A 17798-nucleotide genomic window follows, 5' to 3' on the forward strand; every position below is an offset into this window, starting at 1 on the left:
TGGTGCGGGAGGGACTTCAGTCCCGACGCGACCAACTGAAGGGTGTCGGGGCTGAAGCCCCTCCCACACAAGATTGGCGAATCACGGCACGACCGTGTTGCAAGTGCAAACACAGAACAACCGCAGAACCACGGATGCCCTGCCAACTATCGTAGGAGCGGCTTCAGCCGCGACCGGGCTTTCCCGATAAAGCCCGGTCGCGGCTGAAGCCGCTCTACGACACCACGGCACCATCGCCGTCGGACCGTGCTCGCTGCGTTGCGCTCTGCACGCGCCGTCGCCGCGACGAATCACCGAAGCTCGCGTCCAACCGCGTCCGCGATCTCGCCGCCTACGGCAGCGCCACGCGTCGCGTCACCGCGTCCTGCAACGCCGCGAAAAACTCCGGCGCCAACGCCAGCTTGCCGAACCAGCCGTGCTGGGTGCCGCTAAGCACGCGCAGCATGTGTCCGCGCCCCCCCGGCATGCGCCCGGCCGGCAGCATGCCCACGTCGCGCAGCCGCGCCGCCAGGTCGCGCTCGGACTGGAACAGCGGGGTCAACCAGCGGCTCCAGAACTGGTACACCGCCACGTGCGCCTGCCGCTGCGCCTGGTAGCGCGCCAGCGCCGCGTCGATGTCCGGCGCGGTGCGCAGGCTCTCGCTCAGCGCCCAGGCGTCCATCAGCGCCATGTTGACGCCCTGCCCCAGCTGCGGGCTCATCGCATGTGCGGCATCGCCGGCCAGGACCAGGCGGCCGCGGTACCAGTGCCGCTGCACCGCGTCGCGGTAGCTGGCCCGCGCCAGTTGCGCCGGTGCGTCGATCTGCGCCAGGCGTTCGCGCGCCTGCGGCCACAGCTGCGCGATCTCCTCCAGCCACGGCTGCATGCCGCGCGCCTGCCAGACGTCGAAGTCGGCGGTCGGCAGGCTCCAGAAGAAACTCACCCGCGGCTCGGCATCGCCCGGGCGCGTGCCCACCGGCAGCAGGCCGATCATCTTGCGCGCGGCCACGTAGCGCTGGCGCAGTTCGTCGGCGAAGGCCCAGTCGCCGCGCGGCAGCAGGCACCACAACGCGCCCCAGGGATAGACCCGATCCAGCCGCGTCGCCTGCACCTGCCCACGCAGCGTCGAGGCCGAGCCATCGCAGGCGATCACCAGGTCGAACGGCCCGTGCCAGCGGCCGTGCTGGTCCTGCACCCGGCGCAGCGTGTCGTCGATGGCGACGATGCGCGTATCGCGCTGCAAGGTGGCGTAGCCGTCCCAGGCCTGCACCAGCAGCGCGAACAAGGCGCCGCGCTGCATGCCCAGCCCGAACAGGCGCGCGTCCAGGTCGCGATAGCGCATGTCCATCACCGCGCGTCCGCACGGCGTCTCGCCGTACAGGCGGTGCACCGGCGCGCCGTAGGCCAGCGCCTGCTCGAGCAGGCCGATCCGCCACAGCACCTGCAGGCCTGTCGGCTGCAGCAGGAAGCCGGCACCGACCGGCCCCGGCTCGGCGGCGCGCTCGAACACCTGCACGCGGTGCCCGTCGCGCGCCAGCAGCAGCGCCAGTGCCTGGCCCGCGGTGCCATACCCGACGATCCCGATCTGCAGTCCTTGCTTCATTGCATCCACTGTCTGCGAACGCCACCGCAGCGGCGGCGTCTCCCACAAAAAACCCCGCCGAAGCGGGGTTCAAGGCACAACCGAGTCAACGCGAGCGCTTACTCGACCGGCGTGATATTCGAGGCTTGCGCGCCCTTCGGACCCTGGGTCACGTCGTAGCTGACACGCTGTCCTTCCTGCAGGCTGCGGAAGCCCTTGGAGTTGATCGCGGAGAAGTGCGCGAACACATCGGCGCTACCGTCTTCCGGAGAAATAAAACCAAATCCCTTGGCGTCGTTGAACCACTTGACGGTACCGTTCGGCATGGTGATGCGAGACCTTTTGCAGTGAATGGGTGGTGGTTGTGCGGCAGCCGCACCGGCGGAGTATGCAAAGCTTGCGCAGCGAAGACAATCACCCGCGCGCCAGTTCCCCCACCAGCTCCGGCAGGCCGACCGAGGCCGCCTCGACGTTGGCCAGCACCTCGGCCAGGGTGATCTCCTCGGCGTCGCCGCAGCCGGCCGCCCAGTTCGCCACGATCGCCAGGCAGGCGTAGTCCAGGCCCAGCTCGCGCGCCAGCCCGGCCTCGGGCATGCCGGTCATGCCGACCAGGTCGCAGCCATCGCGGCGCAGCCGCGCGATCTCGGCAATGGTTTCCAGGCGCGGGCCCTGGGTGGCGGCGTAGCAACCGCCATCGACCAGAGCGGTGCCGGTGACGCGCGCGGCGGCCAGGATCTTGCTGCGCAGCAGCGGCGAATACGGATGGCCGAAATCCACGTGCAGCACCTCGCTGCCCGGCTCCTCGCACAGGGTAGAGATGCGCCCCCAGGTGTAGTCGATAAGCTGATCTGGACAGGCCAGCACGCGCGGGCCGAAGCGCTTGGTGATGCCGCCCACCGTGTTCAACGCGAGCACGCGCGTGGCGCCGATCTGCTGCAGCGCAGCAAGGTTGGCGCGGTAGTTGATCTTGTGCGGCGGCAGCGAATGGCCTTCACCGTGGCGGGCCAGGAAGGCGACGCGATGGCCGAGCAGCGTGCCGACCCGCACCGGGCCGGAGGGCGCGCCGTAGCGCGTTTCGACCTCGTGGGTCTGCACGTCGTCGAGCTGTGCGAGCTTGTAGACGCCGGTGCCGCCGATGACGGCCAGTGCGATGTTGTCCATGCGGATCCTCGAACGGAAGGGAACGCCTGCGCCGGCGACGCGCGCCGGCAGCGGCAAACGACGGCGGCGGAGGCGAAGCTCGCCTGCCCGCTTACTCCTTCATCGCGTAGATCGCCGGCAGGTTGCGCAGGGCCTCGTTGACGTCCATGCCGAAGCCGAACACGTAGCGGTCGGGCACCTCGACACCGATGTAGTCGGCGCTCACCCCGGGCACGCAGCGGTCGTGGCGCTTGACCGTCAGCGCGGCGATGCGCACGTCGGTGGCGCCCTGCTCCAGGCACCACTCGCGCACCGCCTTCAGGGTCAGGCCTTCGTCGAGGATGTCGTCGAGCAGCAGCACGCGGCGGCCGTACAGCGCGGTGGCCGGGCGGTGCTTCCACACCAGCTCGCCGCCGACGGTCTCGCCGCGGTAGCGGGTGGCGTGCAGGTAGTCCAGTTGCAGGTCCTGGCCGCGGCTGCCCAGTTCCAGCGCCAGCTGGCCGGCGAACGGCAGCGCGCCGTGCATGATGGTCAGGTAGACCGGGGTTTCGCCGCGGTAGTCGGCGGCGATGGCGTCGGCCATCTGGGCGATGGCCTGGTCAATGCGCGGGCGATCGACCAGCAGGTCGGCCTGGGCCAGGGCCTGGGCGATGGTGAGAGTGGACATCAGGCGGTTTTTCCGAAGGTGGAGAGGAGATGGGATTGGGCGTGGCCGTAGCGGGCGTCGGCCAGCAGGCCGTCCCAGCCGAGGCCGCCGCGGCCGATCAGGCCGAGCAGCGCGGCGGTATTGAGCGGGCGGTCGTGCACGGCCTGCAGCGAGTCTTCGACCAGTTCCGGGTGACAGACCAGCACGACATCGCAGCCGGCATCCAGGTGCGCGGTGACCCGCGCGGCGACGCCGCCGGCGGCGAACGAAGCGGCCATGCCGATGTCGTCGGAGAACACCACGCCGCGGAAACCCAGTTCCTGGCGCAGGATCTGCTGAATCCAGCGCGGCGAGTAGCCGGCCGGTTCCGGCGCCACCTGCGGATAGACCACGTGCGCCATCATCACCGCGTCGGCGCCGGCGGCGATGCCGGCGGCGAACGGCACCAGGTCTTCCTGGCGCAGGGTCTCCAGCGGCCGCGGGTCCTCGGCGTCGTCGACGTGGGTGTCCTCGAGCACGGTGCCGTGGCCGGGGAAATGCTTGAGGGTGGCGCCCATGCCGACGCTGTGCATGCCGCGCACATAGGCTCCGGCGAAGGCGGCGACCACCTGCGGATCGTCGCTGAAGGCGCGGTCGCCGATGGCGCGGTTACCGCGGGCCAGGTCCAGCACCGGGGCGAAGCTGAGGTCGACGCCGCTGGCGCGCACTTCGCTGGCCATCAGCCAGGCGTGCTGCTCGGCCATCTGCAGCGCCGCGGCCGGATCGCGCGCATACAGCGCACCAAAGCCCTGCAGCGGCGGCAGCGCGCTGTAGCCCTCGCGGAAGCGCTGCACGCGCCCGCCTTCCTGGTCCACGCAGATCAGCAGCGGTCGCGGCGCCGCGGCGCGGATCGCCGCGCTCAGTTCGGTCACCTGCGCGCGCGAGGCGAAATTGCGTTTGAACAGGACTACGCCGGCCACCGCATCGTGCTGCAGCCAGTCGCGCTCCTGCGCGGTGAGTTCGGTACCGGCAACGCCGATCGCGAGCATGCGGGGGATTCCTCCTGCCGGCGCGGTTCAGGCGCCTGTGGGCCGGCATTGTCGCAGATGCCGGCGTCGGCGGCAGGTCGGCCCTCTGTCAGCTGACACGTCGCGGTAATGAACGCGTCCGAGTTGAGGGCACGCGCGGCGAGGCGCAGCGCAGCGCAGCAGCGCGGCGCAGCAGGGCCGCGCCGCGCTGCCGTTCGCCCGGTTCACGCGCGCAAGGCGGCCTTGCGGCCCGTTGCCTCCTGCGACGACGTCTGGCGCGGGACGTCTAGACCGCGCAGCCGTCCGGGCCGCAATCGTGGCCCGCCTGGGCGTCAGCGAGCAGGCCGCGCACGGTGGCGGCGAACACCTCCGGCGGCTGCGCGCCCTGCAGCGCCTGGCAGCCATCGATCACGTAGGTGGGTACCGCGCGGATGCCCATGGCCTGCGCCTGCTGCAATTCCGCCTCGATCTCGTCCAGGCCCTCGTCGCCGTCCAGCAGCGCCTGCACCCGCGCCGCCGACAGCCCACCCGCGGCGCCGGCCTCGCACAGCGTCTGCACCTGGGCCAGGTTGCGGCCCTCGGCGAAGTGCGCATGGAACAGCGCCTCGGCGACCGCATCGACATCGCCCTCGCGCGCGGCCAGCCACAGCAGACGGTGCGCGGGCAGCGTGGTCACCCGCACCTGGCCGCGGCCGAAGTCGAACGGCAGGCCTTCGGCACGCGCGGTGGCCTGGGTCTGCGCCAGGATCTGCTCGGTGCGCGCCGCACCACCGAACTTGGCCGCATAGGCCTCGCGCAACGGCACCGGCTCGATACCGGCATCCGGATCCAGTTGATACGGATGCCAGTGGATCTCGAGCACCGGCGCCTCCGCGCCCAGCGACGCAACACCTTGCTGCAACCGGCGCTTGCCGATCCAGCACCAGGGGCAGACCACGTCGGACCAGATATCGATGCGCATGAGCGGGGATTGGGGATTGGGGATTCGCAAAAAGCATAAGCCGGATCGCTGCGAGAAGCGGGGATTCGGGATTGGGGAGTGGGGATTCGCAAAAGCGGGCCGCGCGCGGCGTTTGGCTTTACGCTTTTGCCAATCCCGAATCCCGACTCCCCAATCCCGTCCATTCGCAGAATGGACAGTTCGCCAGCGCCACGTTGTAGTACCGGGGATCGTCGGTGACTTCGGCGCCGAGCCAGTCGGGCCTGGCGAATGCCTCATCGGCACTGTCCAGCTCGATCTCGGCGACCACCAGCCCGGCGTTGTCGCCGAGGAACTCGTCCACTTCCCAGAGGTGGCCCTGGTACTGCACGAGATGCCGGCGCTTGTCGATCAGGCCGCCCACGCACAGCGCCAGCAGCGCGCGCGCATCGTCCAGCGGAATCGGATACTCGAACTCCTGGCGGGTGTGCCCGAGCTCGCGCGACTTGAGATTGAGGAACGCGGCCTCGCCCTGCACCCGCACCCGCACCGACGCCTTCTGCGCCCCACTGGCCAACGCCGCCTGGTCGTTGAGATAGCCCTGCGCCATCGGCATCACCGCATGCGCCGCCGCGCGCCAGCCCTCGCCGGTCACCAGGAATTTGCGTTCGATTTCGATGGCCATGGGAATCGGGAATGGGGAAAGGAGAATGGAAAAAGCTTAAACCGCGCGCGCAGCCGCCGTGACGAATCCCTAATCCCGATTCCCCATTCCCGGCTTCTCAAACACCGCAATGCTCTCCACATGCGCGGTATGCGGGAACATGTCCATCGCGCCGGCGGCCTTGAGCACGAAGCCCTGTTCGTTGACCAGGTAGCCGGCGTCGCGCGCCAGCGAGCCGGGATGGCAACTGACGTAGACGATGCGCTGGAACTGTTTCAGCGGCAGTTGCTGCAGCACCTCCAGCGCGCCGGAGCGCGGCGGGTCCAGCAGCAGCTTGTCGAAGCCCTGTCGCATCCATGGCGCCTGGCGCTGGTCCTGGGTCAGGTCGGCGGCGAAGAACTGGGCATTGTCCAGGCCGTTGCGCTGCGCGTTCTCCCGCGCCCGTGCCACCAGCCCGGCGTCGCCCTCCACGCCCACCACCTCGCGCACGGTGCGCGCCAGCGGCAGGGTGAAGTTGCCCAGGCCGCAGAACAGGTCCAGCACCCGGTCGCCGGGCTGCGCGTCAAGCAGCGCCAGCGCGTGCGCGATCATCTTCTCGTTGAGCGCGGCATTGACCTGGATGAAGTCCAGCGGCCGGAACGCCAGCTCCACGTCCCATTGCGGCAGCCGGAACGACAGCGGCACCTCCTGCGGATACAGCGGATGTACACTGTCCACGCCGCCGGGCTGCAGGAAGATGGCGAAATCGTGCTGCTGCGCAAAGGCGATCAGCGCGTCCTGGTCGCGTGCACTCAGCGGCTGCATGTGGCGGAAGGTCAGCGCCACCGCGGCGTCGCCGGCGATGAACTCGATCTGCGGGATGTCGCGCTTGCCGTCCAGGCTCTCCACTAGTTCCGCCAGCGCGGTCACCTTGAAACCGATCTGCGGGATCACCGTGTGGCAGACCGACAGGTCCGCGACGAAGCGCGGGTCCTGCTCGCGGAAGCCGACCAGGGTCTTGTCCTTCTTCTCCACCCGCCGCACCGAAAAGCGGCCCTTGCGCCGGTAGCCCCAGGGCGCGCCGGTCAGCGCCGGCAGCACCGCCTGCGGCGTCACGTGGCCGATGCGCTCCAGGTTCTCGGTCAGCACCCGCTGCTTGGCCACGATCTGCTGGTCCTCGGCCAGGTGCTGCAGCACGCAGCCGGCGCAGACGCCGAAATGCGGGCAGCGCGGCGTCACCCGCTGCGGCGAGGCCTGCAGCACCTGCACGGTGCGCGCCTCGTCGAAGTGGCGGTTGCGCGCGGTCGGTTCGGCCAGGACGGTCTCGCCAGGCAGCGCGCCGGCGACGAAGGCGACCTTGTCGCCCTCGCGGCGGGCCACGCCGCGGCCATCATGGCTGAGGTCGGCGATGTCGGTCTGGAAGGGCGTGCGGTCGAGACGGTTTCTGGATCGGGCCACGTGGCAACAGGCTGCGGGCGGAAAAGGGCGGCTATTGTCGCAGATGGGCCGGGCCGGGACCGGCTTGCGATTGCCGCGCCGGCGAGGCAAAGTGGCGCACGCACGCGCGCCACCGCGCGGGATGCGACCACGCCGCATGGAGGCTCAGCATGGCATCGACCCAGGACCCGGTAACGCGACTGCTGCTCGTCGAAGATGACCCGATCAGCCGCGCCTTCTTCGACGCGACCCTGCAGGCGCTGCCGGCGCAGGTGGACTTGGCCGACTCCGTCGCCAGCGCCCTCGACCGCGCGCAGACGCAGGCCCACGACCTGTGGCTGATCGACGCCAACCTGCCCGACGGCAGCGGCAGCGACCTGCTGCGCCAGTTGCAGCGGCAGCGCCCCGGCACCCTCGGACTGGCGCACACGGCAGACGCCAGCGGCACCGTTCGCGCGGAGTTGCTCGATGCCGGGTTCGCCGACGTGCTGCTCAAGCCGCTCAGCACCGAACGGCTGCTGCAATCGGTGCGCCGGCTGCTGGCGCGCGGCCAATCCGGCGGCACGCCGGGGACTGCCGAGCCGACCCTGGACTGGGACGAGACCACCGCGCTGGCCGCGCTCAACGGCGAGCGCGCGCATCTGATCGCGCTGCGCGAGCTGTTCCTGGCCGAGCTGCCCGGCACCCGCGACGCGGTCGCCTCGGCCCTGCAGCTCAGCGACGACCAGGCCGTGCGCAACCACCTGCACCGGCTGCAGGCCAGCTGCGGCTTCGTCGGCGCCGCGCGCCTGGCGCGCGCCGTGCGCCAGTTGCATGGCGACCCGGCCTCCTCGCAGGCCCGCCACCAGTTCAGCGAGGCGGTGGCGGCGTTGTTGCACTGAAAGCCGGGATTGGGGATTGGGGATTGGGGATGCCGATCGGCGTCCGCCTGGGCTGGGGGGAGACGCGGCCTCGGTTGCGATCCGCGCGCTCCCGGACGTTGCCAGGGCGGTGCAAGCCGCGACCGCCCTCGCCCACCTGCCGTCATCGCTTCATGCGACGGCGATGGTGCGTGATGGCGTGACCGAGGTGCATCTCCAATCTCCCGTCGGCGCGGCTTCCGCCGCGACAGGCGTTACCGGGAACGGCCATCGCGGCTGAAGCCGCTCCTACAGAGAAACGTGCACCTGGTTGACGTGTGCGGAACCCAGGTCGCCTGAGTACCGTTATGGCCGCGGCGCTCGCGACGCCGCGGACGGCGGCACCTTCGTCCCTTCCACGGTGGACTCCGCCGTCGCGTCGGACGTGCAGTCCATACCGGCGTCCGCGGGCGCTGCCGGCTCCGGCGCCTCAGCGGCGGCCGCGCTGCGCTGCCGTGCCAGGTCCTCGACCATTTCCCAGGATTTCAGGCCGCGCCCGCCGAGGTGATGCAGCAGCACCACGCGCATGCCGCGGCGCAGGCCGGGCAGATCCTCGGCAACCGGTTCGGTGTCGTCGGCCAGGGCCAGCAGCGCGCGGCCGGTGGCCATGCCGCTGCGCTGGTCGTGGCCGCGGTCGCTCAACAACCGGCGCGGTCCGTGTTCGGCGTCGAGCACGTAGCGCGCGGCCGGGTCGATCGGCTCACCGTCGCCGTCGTGGCGCAGGTCGAAGCCCACGCCCAGCGCCTCCAGCAGATCGCGCTCGAAGCAGCGCAGCGACCAGGCCAGCGGTGCCTCGGCCGCCAGCCGTGCGCGCACCCGCGCATAGGCCAGGTACAGGTCCGGCGCCGGGTCGTCGCGCGGGGCCAGGCGCAGGGTCAGTTCGTTGATGTAGAAGCCGGCCAGCATCGCCTCGCCGCTCAGCCGCGGCGCCGCATCCAGCGCCTCGGCCGCGCGCAGTTGCGCCAGTTCGCCGCGGCGCTGCGCGCTGAAGCGGATCGACTGCAGCGGCTGCAACGCCGCGCGCAAGGCCTGCTTCTTCGGCCCCTGCACGCCGCGCGCCAGCACCCCGAGCCGGCCGTGGTGCACGCTCAGCACCTCCACCAGCAGGCTGGTCTCGCGCCAGGGCCGGGCGTGCAGGACGAAACCGGGTTCGTGCTCTATCAAGGCGGGGATTCGGGAGTGGGGATTGGGGATTCGCAAAAGCAGCGGCCCGAGAACGGAACGCGTGCGGATGCGCGGGAAGCGGTGCTATACCGAGTTAAACGGGACCACGCAAGAAAGGGCCGCGTTTCTTTGTAGGAGCGGCTTCAGCCGCGACGCGCGTTACCGGGACAGCCTGTCGCGGCTGAAGCCGCTCCTACAAAACGCCAGATGCGCTGCGCACCCTCAGAGAATCCCGAATTCCGGCTTGCAACAGCCGCAGGCTGGTCATCCCGAATCCCGAATCCCGAATCCCGGCTTTACTCCCCGTACCCGAACGCCTTCAACGCCGCCTCGTCGTCCGACCAGCCCTCGCGCACGCGGACCCATGTCTCCAGGAACACCTTGGCGCCGAACAGGCGCTCCATCTGCTGGCGGGCCTTGGCGCCGATGTCCTTCAGGCGGGTGCCGCCCTTGCCGATCACGATCGCCTTCTGGCCTTCGCGCTCGACCCAGATCACCGCGCCGATGCGCAGCAGCGCGCCGTCCTCGGCAAAGCGCTCGATCTCCACGGTGGTCGCGTACGGCAGTTCCTCGCCGAGCTGGCGCATCAACTGCTCGCGCACCAGTTCGCCGGCCAGGAAGCGCTGGCTGCGGTCGGTGATCTCGTCTTCGCCGAACATCGGCGGCGCTTCCGGCACCAAGGCCAGCAGGTCGCGCACCAGCGCCTCCAGGCCCTTGCGCTTGAGCGCGGAAATCGGGTGTACCGCAGCGAAGCTGCGGCCCTCGCTGACCTGCTGCAGGAACGGCAGCAGGGCGGTCTTGTCCTTGAGCCGGTCGACCTTGTTGACCACCAGCACCACCGGGATGCCGGCGTCGCTGAGCACGTTGAACGCCAGCGTGTCCTCTTCATCCCAACGCCCGGCCTCGATCACCAGCAGGCCGGCGTCCACGCCCTCCAGCGAGCCGCGCGCGGCGCGGTTCATCACCCGGTTCATGGCGCGCTTCTGCTCGCGGTGCAGGCCCGGGGTATCGACCAGCAGCAACTGACCGGCCGGGAAGCTGGCGATGCCCAGCAGCCGGTGCCGGGTGGTCTGCGGCCGGTTGGAGACGATGCTGACCTTGGCGCCCACCAGGGCGTTGGTCAGGGTGGACTTGCCCACGTTGGGGCGGCCGATCACGGCCACGCTGCCGCTGCGGTAAGGGGGAGTGGCTTGTTCGTTCACTTGCTCGAATCCAGTTGCTCGATGGCGGCGGCGGCGGCCTGCTGCTCGGCCAGGCGCCGCGAGGTGCCCTCGCCCTCGGTCACCAGGGCGGGCTCGGCGAGTACGCAGCGTACCCGGAATAGCTTGGCGTGGTCGTCGCCGGTCTCGCTGATCAGTTCGTAGGCCGGCAGGGTCCGCTGCCGGGCCTGCAGCCATTCCTGCAGGCGGGTCTTGGCGTCCTTCTCCACCTTGCCCACCGGCAGCGCCGCCAGCGCGGCCTCGAACCAGGGCAGGATGGTGGCGCGGCAGGTCTCGAAGCCGGCGTCCAGGTAGATCGCCGCAACCACCGCCTCCACCGCATCGGCCAGGATCGAATCGCGGCGATGGCCGCCGGACTTCATCTCGCCCGGGCCCAGGGTCAGGCGTTCGCCCAGCTCCAGTTGCCGGCCGATCGCGGCCAGCGAGGCCTCGCGCACCAGCTCGGCGCGGGCGCGGGTCAGCGCGCCCTCGTCGGCCTTGGGCCAGCGCTGGTACAGCGCCTCGGCGATCAGCAGGTTGACGATGCCGTCGCCGAGGAATTCCAGACGTTCGTTGTGCGGCGCGCCGGCACTGCGATGGGTCAGCGCCTGCGCCAGCAACTGCGGCTCGGCGAAGCGGTGACCGATGCGGTCACCGCGCAGGATGGTCTTACTGGCCACCACGCGTCGTCAGGTCCTGGGTGGCGTCGAACTTGCCGACCACGTCCAGATTGGCGATCAGCGGGCGGCGCACTTCGTAGGCCACGTGCATCTTCACACCGGTATCGGTGCGCTCGAAGGTGACGTCGCCGGGCTTGACGTTGTCCGAATTGTTGATGTCCAGGCGCCGGAACAGCGAGGCCTTGGCCTGCGACGGATCCATCTCGGCGCTGCCGGCCTCAGTCGCCAGGCCCTTCATCGCCGAGCGCACCGCGTAGAACTCCATGTACATCGGGAACAGCTTCATGCCGATGTAGACGAAGAATCCGACCACCGCCAGCACGATCACGAACGAGGTCAAGGTCATGCCACTTTGCTTGTGCTTCATCGCGCTTCCCCTCACGCAAGTCACTGAATGGTCGTCCCGATCCGCGACGGATCGAAACTGCCGCTGCAAAACCAGCCTTCGCAATTGAGCCAGATCAGGAACGCCTTGCCGCGCAGGTTCTCCTCGGGCAGGAAATGGGTCTGGGTCCAGAACCGGCTGTCCTCGCTGTTGTCGCGATTATCGCCCATCACGAAGTACTTGCCCGGCGGCACCACCCAGTCGCCCTGGCCGGCCGGATTGTTGCGGTCGATCCACTCCAGCTCGGTGTGGGTGCGGCCCGGCAGGTACTCGGTGAGCAGCGTGGCACCGGTCATTTCCGCGCCCTTGCCCTTGCCGACGTACTCGCCCATGACCTTGTACTTCATCGGCGTGCCGTTGATGTACAGGGTGTCGCCGTGGAAGCCGATGCGATCGCCCGGCAGGCCGATCACGCGCTTGATCCAGTTCTCGTCCGGCTTGTGCGGCGGCTTGAACACCACCACGTCGCCGCGCTTGGGCTCGCCGACCGAAATGATCTTCTGGTTGGTGATCGGCAGGCGGAAGCCGTAGGAGAACTTGTTGACCAGGATGAAATCGCCGACCAGCAGGTTCGGCATCATCGAGCTGGACGGGATCTTGTACGGCTCGGCGATGAAGCTGCGCAGGATCAGCACCACCGCCAGCACCGGGAAGAACGCCCGCGAGTAGTCGACGATCACCGGCTCGCTGTCGAGCAACCCGGCCCGCGCGGCGCGGCGCTTGGCGAAGAACAGCTTGTCCAGCAGGGTGATGATGCCGGTGGCGAAGGTCAGGACCACCAGCGCGATTTCAAACCATTTCATTCGTATTCCTTCGGAATGGGAATCGGGAATGGAGAACGGGGAATCGGGAAGGCAAGAGCATGCGCTCTTTCCATTCCCCATTCCCTATTCACGACTCCCAGCTACTTGTCCATCTGCAGCACGGCCAGGAAGGCTTCCTGCGGGATTTCCACGCGGCCGACCTGCTTCATGCGCTTCTTGCCTTCCTTCTGCTTTTCCAACAGCTTCTTCTTGCGCGAGACGTCGCCACCATAGCACTTGGCCAGCACGTTCTTGCGCATCGCCTTGACCGTGGTGCGGGCGATGATCTGCGAGCCGATCGCGGCCTGGATCGCCACGTCGAACATCTGCCGCGGGATCAGGTCCTTCATCTTCTCGCACAGTTCACGGCCGCGGCGGTCGGCGTGGCTGCGGTGGGCGATCAGCGACAGCGCGTCGACCTTGTCGCCGTTGATCAGCACGTCCACGCGCACGAACGGGCCGGTGTCGAAGCGCACGAAGTGGTAGTCCAGCGAGGCGTAGCCGCGGCTGACCGACTTGAGCTTGTCGAAGAAGTCCAGCACCACCTCGGCCATCGGCAGTTCGTAGCTGATCTGCACCTGGCTGCCCAGGTAGTTGATGCCGATCTGGCTGCCGCGCTTTTCCTCGCACAGCTTGATGATGTTGCCGATGTATTCCTCGGGGGTGAGGATGTTGGCGCGGATGATCGGCTCGCGGATCTCCTCGACCATGTTCACCGGCGGCAGCTTGGCCGGGTTGTCCATGCTGATGATGCTGCCGTCGGTCTTCAGCACCTCGTAGACCACGGTCGGCGCGGTGCTGATCAGGTCCAGGTTGTACTCGCGCTCCAGGCGCTCCTGCACGATCTCCATGTGCAGCATGCCGAGGAAGCCGCAGCGGAAGCCGAAGCCCATCGCCTCGGAGCTTTCCGGCTCGAAGCGCAGCGCCGCGTCGTTCAGGCGCAGCTTGTCCAGCGCCTCGCGCAGGTTGGTGTAGTCCTCGGCATCGACCGGGAACAGGCCGGCGAACACGCGCGGCTGCATCTCCTGGAAGCCCGGCAGCGGCTTGCTCGCCGGGTCGCCGGCCAGGGTCAGGGTGTCGCCGACCGGCGCGCCGTGCACGTCCTTGATGCTGGCGGTGACCCAGCCCACCTCGCCCGCGCGCAGCGCCGGCAGCACCTTGCGCTTGGGCGTGAACACGCCGACGTTGTCGACCTGGTGGGTGCGGCCGGTGGACATCACCAGCAGCTTGTCGCCAGCCTTGATCTCGCCCTGCATCACCCGCACCAGCGAGACCACGCCCAGGTAGTTGTCGAACCAGGAGTCGATGATCAGCGCCTGCAGCTTGTCGGTGTCGCGCGGCACCGGCGGCGGGATGCGGTGCACGATCGCCTCCAGCACGTCGCGCACGTTCAGCCCGGTCTTGGCGCTGACCGCCACCGCGTCGGTGGCGTCGATGCCGATCACCGCCTCGATCTCGGCCTTGGCGCGGTCGATGTCGGCGGTGGGCAGGTCGATCTTGTTCAGCACCGGCACCACTTCCAGGCCCTGCTCCACCGCGGTGTAGCAGTTGGCCACCGACTGCGCCTCCACGCCCTGCGCCGCGTCCACCACCAGCAGCGCGCCCTCGCAGGCGGCCAGCGAGCGGCTGACCTCGTAGGAGAAGTCGACGTGGCCAGGGGTGTCGATGAAGTTCAGGTGGTAGACCTGCCCGTCCTGTGCGGTGTACGGCAGCGACACGGACTGGGCCTTGATGGTGATGCCGCGCTCGCGCTCGATCGGGTTGGAGTCGAGCACCTGCGCTTCCATCTCGCGCGCCTGCAGGCCGCCGCAGAGTTGGATGATGCGATCGGCCAGGGTCGATTTGCCGTGGTCGACGTGGGCGATGATGGAGAAGTTGCGGATGTTCCGCATCGAATCAGAGGACATGAGGTGGGCGGCGGCCAGGACCGTCGTCAGGATAACGGGCCATTATCGCATGGCCGGCGGCCGCTGGTGACGGCCGCCGGATTCGCCCCTGCCCCGGGGCGCCGACCCGTCTGGATCGGCGCCCGGGATGGCGCCCGGCCTGCGCCGGGCGCGCGGGATCAGCCGCCGGCGCGCACCGCGACGAAGCTGGTGGTGTCGCGCACGCGGATCAGCAGCATCACCACGTCGCCCTTCTTGTAGGCGCTCAGCTGCTGGTTCAGGGCCGCCACGCTGCCGACCGGGGTGCGCCCGACCTGCAGGATCACCATGCCCGGCACCAGTTGCGCGTCGCGCGCGGCGCGGCCGGTCACCGCGGTGATGCGCACGCCCTTGCCCGGCTCCACCCCCAACTGCTGGCGGGTGGCGGCGTCCAGGTCGGCCACGTCGATGCCGAGCAGCGCATTGGCGCCGGTGGCCGGGGCGGCGTTGTCGCCAACCACCGGGCCGGCGTTGGGCTGGGCGTCGTCGGCCAGCGCGGTCAACTGCACGGTCAGCTCGCGCGGCTTGCCGTCGCGCAGGATGCCCAGGCGCACCTTGGCCCCCGGCTGCATCGCGCCGATCATCGGCGGCAGGTCGCTGGAGGCGCCGATCTCGGTGCCGTTGACCGTGCGGATCACGTCGCCCACTTCCAGCCCGGCCTTGGCCGCCGGGCTGCCCTGCACCAGTTGGTTGACCAGGGCGCCGCGGGTATCCGGCAGGCCCAGGCCCTGCGCCTTCAGCGAATCGATGGCACCGACCATGACCCCGAGCTGGGCGCGGGTGACCTTGCCGGTCTTCTTGATCTGCTCGACCGCGCTCATCGCCAGGTCGATCGGGATCGCGAAGCTGATGCCCATGTAGCCGCCGGAGGCGGAGAAGATCTGCGAGTTGATGCCGACCACCTCGCCGCGGGTGTTGAGCAGCGGGCCGCCGGAATTGCCCTGGTTGATCGCCACGTCGGTCTGGATGAACGGCACGTAGCGCTGGTCGGCGTAGGGATTGCTGCGGCCGGTGGCGCTGACGATGCCGGCGGTGACCGAGTGGTCCAGGCCGAACGGCGAGCCGATCGCCACCACCCACTGGCCGGGCTTGAGCAGGTTGGAGTCGCCGATGCGCACCGTCGGCAGGTTCTTGCCGTCGATCTTCAGCAGCGCCACGTCGTACTGCTGGTCGCTGCCGACCACCTTGGCGGTGAACTCGCGGCGGTCGGTGAGCTTGACCTTGACCTCGCTGGCGCCGTCGACCACGTGGTGGTTGGTCAGCACGTAGCCATCGGGCGAGATGATGAAGCCCGAACCCATCGAGCGGCCCGCGGGGCCGTCGTCGTCCGGCGTGCCGCCGCGCGGCTGCCCGGGCATGCCCGGCATGCCGTCCGGCCCGAAGAAGCGGCGGAAGAACTCGGGCATCTGGTCGTCGTCGGGCATGCCGCCGCCCGAACGCGCGGCCGCGGCGCGGCGACTGATGGTGGTCTCGACGTTGACCACGCCCGGGCCGACCTGCTCGACCAGCCGGGTGAAGTCGGGAAGGTTGCCGACCAGCTGCGGCGCCGGCGCGGACTGCGCGGCCGGCGGCGGGGCGCTGGCGGCACTGGGGCTGGGCTGCTGCGCACAGGCAGCCAGCGGCACGGTCAGCGCCAGCAGGCCCAACAGATGGTGGCGGATACGGTGAGTCATCGGACGCGAGCCTCCGGTTCGGGAAGGGGAACAACGAGGGGACGAAGCAACGGGGACCACGCGCCGGGACGAGAGACCGGCGCGCGGGGTTCAGGGCTGCTGCGGCGGCGGGTTGGTCGCCGCGTCGGCAGGCAGGCGGGGTTCGAACGGATAGAACGCCGCCGGGTCCGCGCCGCTGCGCGGGAAGCTGGCGGTGAATTCACCACCGGCGTCGGCGGCCGGCAGGGTCGAGCGTGGCCACGGCCGGGCCTGCAACGGCGCGGCGGGGTGCCCGAACGGATCGTTGGCGCGTTGCGCGACCATGGTCGGCGCGGCGACCGGCGCCACGAACGGGGGCTGTGCGGACGCCTTGGCCTGCGGCTTGGCGGGCGCCGCGGCGGCGTAGGCGCGCTCGTCCGGGGCGTTGCGGGTGCGCACCGCCTGTTCGCTACGGGTGGCCTCGCGTCGCGCCGCCGCGGCCGCCTCCTGGCGACGATTGGCGGCGATCGCCATTGCCGGCGCGGCGGCGACGGCGGCGGCGAGATCGCCCTGCGGATCGGCGGGCGCCGGCGCAGGCGTCGGGACCTGGGGTGTGGTGGCGGCCGGCGTTGGGGTCGGCGCGGTAGTATCGGCGACCTGCGCCGGCGGCAACGCCTCGGGCGTCTGCGGCAGACGTTGGGTCACGAACAGCGCGAGCACCGCGACCGAAGCAGCCAGGGCCGCACTGCCGCCCCAGCGCCAGTTGCGGCGTTTGCCGGCGGCGCTGGCGGCATCGGCACGCGCGGCCTGCTGCGCTTCGGCGGCCACCGCCTGGCGCACGCGGGCACTGAAATCGCTGGGCGCCGGCACGCTGACGCGGCCGCGCAGGATGTCGCCGCACAGCTGCCAGCGCTCGTGGCAGCCGGACAACTCCTCGTCGTGCTGCAGCCGGCGCAGCACGAAGCGCGCTTCGTCGGCCGGCAGTTCGCCGTCGATCAGCGCGGACAGTTGCTGCCGGTAGTGCAGCTCGAACTTGTCCGGCGCTGCGCTGTCGGGCGCCGGCACTGGCTTGGGAAAGGGCGTGCTATCGGTCATACGCGGTGTCGCTCACGGGTGGCGCTGTCGGTATCCAGCAGGGGACGGAGTTCGGCGTCGATGGCCTCGCGGGCGCGGAAGATCCGCGAACGCACGGTGCCGATCGGGCAGCCCATCTTCTGCGCGATGTCCTCGTAGCTCATGCCCTCCACCTCGCGCAGGGTGATGGCGGTGCGCAACTCTTCCGGCAAGGCGTCGACCGCCTTCATCACCGTGCGCTCCAGTTCCTGGCGCATCAGCTCGCGCTCGGGCGTGTCGGTGTCGCGCAGCCGGGTGCCGCTGTCGAACTGCTCGGCATCGAGCACGTCGACATCGTCGGTGGGCGGCCTGCGGTTGTGCGCGACCAGGTAGTTCTTGGCGGTGTTCACGGCGATCCGGTGCAACCATGTGGAGAACTGGGCGTCGCCGCGGAAACTCCCGATCGCGCGGTAGGCGCGGATGAAAGTGTCCTGGGCCACGTCCTGACATTCGCTCCAGTCGGCGATGTAGCGCCCGATCAGGCCGACGATCCGGTGCTGGTACTTGCGCACCAGCACATCGAACGCCGCGCTCTCGCCGCGCTGCACACGCCGGACCAGTTCCAGGTCCAGCTCCTGGGGTGTTTCGACATCGGCCATAGCGGGCCGCACTCCTGTCAGCCCAACCTACGTCGGACCCTCTGACC

The 17798-nt window shown here is 69.7% G+C and carries 18 protein-coding genes; 1 reads left to right on the forward strand and 17 read right to left on the reverse strand.

What is annotated here, in order from left to right:
• Window positions 1–331 precede the first annotated feature (331 nt).
• The 8 genes from AC1G9L_RS15430 to rlmD all read right to left on the reverse strand — a co-directional run bounded on the left by AC1G9L_RS15430 (window position 332) and on the right by rlmD (window position 7374).
• The gene (locus AC1G9L_RS15430) at window positions 332–1582 is read right to left on the reverse strand and encodes an FAD-dependent oxidoreductase (RefSeq protein WP_481069439.1); all 1251 of its coding nucleotides are present in this window, start codon (window positions 1580–1582) and stop codon (window positions 332–334) included.
• Window positions 1583–1680: 98 nt separating this feature from the next.
• Window positions 1681–1887 carry a transcription antiterminator/RNA stability regulator CspE gene (gene cspE, locus AC1G9L_RS15435; RefSeq protein WP_003488188.1) on the reverse strand — a complete coding sequence of 69 codons (207 nt, stop codon included), beginning with the start codon at window positions 1885–1887 and terminating at the stop codon, window positions 1681–1683.
• Window positions 1888–1975: 88 nt separating this feature from the next.
• The gene (locus AC1G9L_RS15440) at window positions 1976–2722 is read right to left on the reverse strand and encodes an S-methyl-5'-thioinosine phosphorylase (RefSeq protein ID WP_019802267.1); all 747 of its coding nucleotides are present in this window, start codon (window positions 2720–2722) and stop codon (window positions 1976–1978) included.
• A 91-nt stretch (window positions 2723–2813) separates the two neighbouring features.
• The gene (locus AC1G9L_RS15445; protein WP_010342284.1) at window positions 2814–3368 is read right to left on the reverse strand and encodes a hypoxanthine-guanine phosphoribosyltransferase; all 555 of its coding nucleotides are present in this window, start codon (window positions 3366–3368) and stop codon (window positions 2814–2816) included.
• Window positions 3368–4375 carry a beta-N-acetylhexosaminidase gene (nagZ, locus tag AC1G9L_RS15450; RefSeq protein WP_019802268.1) on the reverse strand — a complete coding sequence of 336 codons (1008 nt, stop codon included), beginning with the start codon at window positions 4373–4375 and terminating at the stop codon, window positions 3368–3370. The genes AC1G9L_RS15445 and nagZ overlap by 1 nt, the downstream gene beginning before the upstream one ends.
• A 265-nt stretch (window positions 4376–4640) precedes the next feature.
• A complete protein-coding gene (locus AC1G9L_RS15455) occupies window positions 4641–5315 on the reverse strand; it encodes a DsbA family oxidoreductase (protein WP_481069440.1) in 675 nt (224 codons plus the stop codon).
• 118 nt (window positions 5316–5433) lie between these two features.
• On the reverse strand, window positions 5434–5958 hold the full coding sequence (locus AC1G9L_RS15460) for a CYTH domain-containing protein (RefSeq protein ID WP_019801895.1): 525 nt from the start codon (window positions 5956–5958) through the stop codon (window positions 5434–5436).
• 69 nt (window positions 5959–6027) lie between these two features.
• Window positions 6028–7374 (reverse strand): 23S rRNA (uracil(1939)-C(5))-methyltransferase RlmD, encoded by a 1347-nt coding sequence (rlmD, locus tag AC1G9L_RS15465; protein ID WP_019801894.1) that lies wholly within the window; start codon window positions 7372–7374, stop codon window positions 6028–6030.
• A gap of 149 nt (window positions 7375–7523) precedes the next feature.
• Here rlmD and AC1G9L_RS15470 point away from each other — a divergent pair, with 149 nt between their 5' ends.
• The gene (locus AC1G9L_RS15470) at window positions 7524–8234 is read left to right on the forward strand and encodes a response regulator transcription factor (RefSeq protein ID WP_481069441.1); all 711 of its coding nucleotides are present in this window, start codon (window positions 7524–7526) and stop codon (window positions 8232–8234) included.
• A 324-nt stretch (window positions 8235–8558) separates the two neighbouring features.
• Here AC1G9L_RS15470 and recO read toward each other — a convergent pair whose 3' ends face one another.
• The 9 genes from recO to rpoE all read right to left on the reverse strand — a co-directional run bounded on the left by recO (window position 8559) and on the right by rpoE (window position 17751).
• Window positions 8559–9425, reverse strand: coding sequence for a DNA repair protein RecO (gene recO, locus AC1G9L_RS15475; RefSeq protein ID WP_481071155.1), 867 nt, complete (start codon window positions 9423–9425; stop codon window positions 8559–8561).
• 287 nt (window positions 9426–9712) lie between these two features.
• Window positions 9713–10618, reverse strand: coding sequence for a GTPase Era (era, locus tag AC1G9L_RS15480; RefSeq protein ID WP_010340598.1), 906 nt, complete (start codon window positions 10616–10618; stop codon window positions 9713–9715).
• Window positions 10615–11295: a ribonuclease III gene (gene rnc / locus AC1G9L_RS15485; protein WP_026143959.1), complete on the reverse strand. Its 681-nt coding sequence runs from the start codon at window positions 11293–11295 to the stop codon at window positions 10615–10617. Before rnc ends, era begins: the two co-directional genes overlap by 4 nt.
• Window positions 11285–11662, reverse strand: coding sequence for a DUF4845 domain-containing protein (locus tag AC1G9L_RS15490; protein WP_010340596.1), 378 nt, complete (start codon window positions 11660–11662; stop codon window positions 11285–11287). The genes rnc and AC1G9L_RS15490 overlap by 11 nt, the downstream gene beginning before the upstream one ends.
• Window positions 11663–11682: 20 nt before the next feature.
• Window positions 11683–12483, reverse strand: coding sequence for a signal peptidase I (gene lepB, locus AC1G9L_RS15495; protein WP_019800426.1), 801 nt, complete (start codon window positions 12481–12483; stop codon window positions 11683–11685).
• 101 nt (window positions 12484–12584) lie between these two features.
• Entirely contained in the window at window positions 12585–14375 is a 1791-nt protein-coding gene (gene lepA / locus AC1G9L_RS15500; protein WP_019800425.1) for a translation elongation factor 4, read from the reverse strand.
• A gap of 173 nt (window positions 14376–14548) precedes the next feature.
• On the reverse strand, window positions 14549–16081 hold the full coding sequence (locus tag AC1G9L_RS15505) for a DegQ family serine endoprotease (protein WP_481069442.1): 1533 nt from the start codon (window positions 16079–16081) through the stop codon (window positions 14549–14551).
• 90 nt (window positions 16082–16171) lie between these two features.
• Complete coding sequence (locus AC1G9L_RS15510) at window positions 16172–17134, reverse strand: sigma-E factor negative regulatory protein (protein WP_481069443.1); 963 nt, start codon at window positions 17132–17134, stop codon at window positions 16172–16174.
• Window positions 17131–17751: an RNA polymerase sigma factor RpoE gene (gene rpoE / locus AC1G9L_RS15515; RefSeq protein ID WP_010340494.1), complete on the reverse strand. Its 621-nt coding sequence runs from the start codon at window positions 17749–17751 to the stop codon at window positions 17131–17133. Before rpoE ends, AC1G9L_RS15510 begins: the two co-directional genes overlap by 4 nt.
• Window positions 17752–17798: the final 47 nt, after the last annotated feature.

The sequence above is a fragment of the Xanthomonas sp. NCPPB 1132 genome, from assembly GCF_056629235.1.

Coding starts and splice junctions, on each gene's coding strand:
- AC1G9L_RS15510 (WP_481069443.1), bottom strand. CDS start 17,134: ATGACCGATAGCACGCCCTTTCCCAAGCCAGTGCCGGCGCCCGACAGC.
- AC1G9L_RS15505 (WP_481069442.1), bottom strand. CDS start 16,081: ATGACTCACCGTATCCGCCACCATCTGTTGGGCCTGCTGGCGCTGACC.
- AC1G9L_RS15490 (WP_010340596.1), bottom strand. CDS start 11,662: ATGAAGCACAAGCAAAGTGGCATGACCTTGACCTCGTTCGTGATCGTG.
- lepA (WP_019800425.1), bottom strand. CDS start 14,375: ATGCGGAACATCCGCAACTTCTCCATCATCGCCCACGTCGACCACGGC.
- AC1G9L_RS15455 (WP_481069440.1), bottom strand. CDS start 5,315: ATGCGCATCGATATCTGGTCCGACGTGGTCTGCCCCTGGTGCTGGATC.
- rpoE (WP_010340494.1), bottom strand. CDS start 17,751: ATGGCCGATGTCGAAACACCCCAGGAGCTGGACCTGGAACTGGTCCGG.
- AC1G9L_RS15445 (WP_010342284.1), bottom strand. CDS start 3,368: ATGTCCACTCTCACCATCGCCCAGGCCCTGGCCCAGGCCGACCTGCTG.
- lepB (WP_019800426.1), bottom strand. CDS start 12,483: ATGAAATGGTTTGAAATCGCGCTGGTGGTCCTGACCTTCGCCACCGGC.
- AC1G9L_RS15430 (WP_481069439.1), bottom strand. CDS start 1,582: ATGAAGCAAGGACTGCAGATCGGGATCGTCGGGTATGGCACCGCGGGC.
- nagZ (WP_019802268.1), bottom strand. CDS start 4,375: ATGCTCGCGATCGGCGTTGCCGGTACCGAACTCACCGCGCAGGAGCGC.
- cspE (WP_003488188.1), bottom strand. CDS start 1,887: ATGCCGAACGGTACCGTCAAGTGGTTCAACGACGCCAAGGGATTTGGT.
- AC1G9L_RS15440 (WP_019802267.1), bottom strand. CDS start 2,722: ATGGACAACATCGCACTGGCCGTCATCGGCGGCACCGGCGTCTACAAG.
- AC1G9L_RS15470 (WP_481069441.1), top strand. CDS start 7,524: ATGGCATCGACCCAGGACCCGGTAACGCGACTGCTGCTCGTCGAAGAT.
- AC1G9L_RS15460 (WP_019801895.1), bottom strand. CDS start 5,958: ATGGCCATCGAAATCGAACGCAAATTCCTGGTGACCGGCGAGGGCTGG.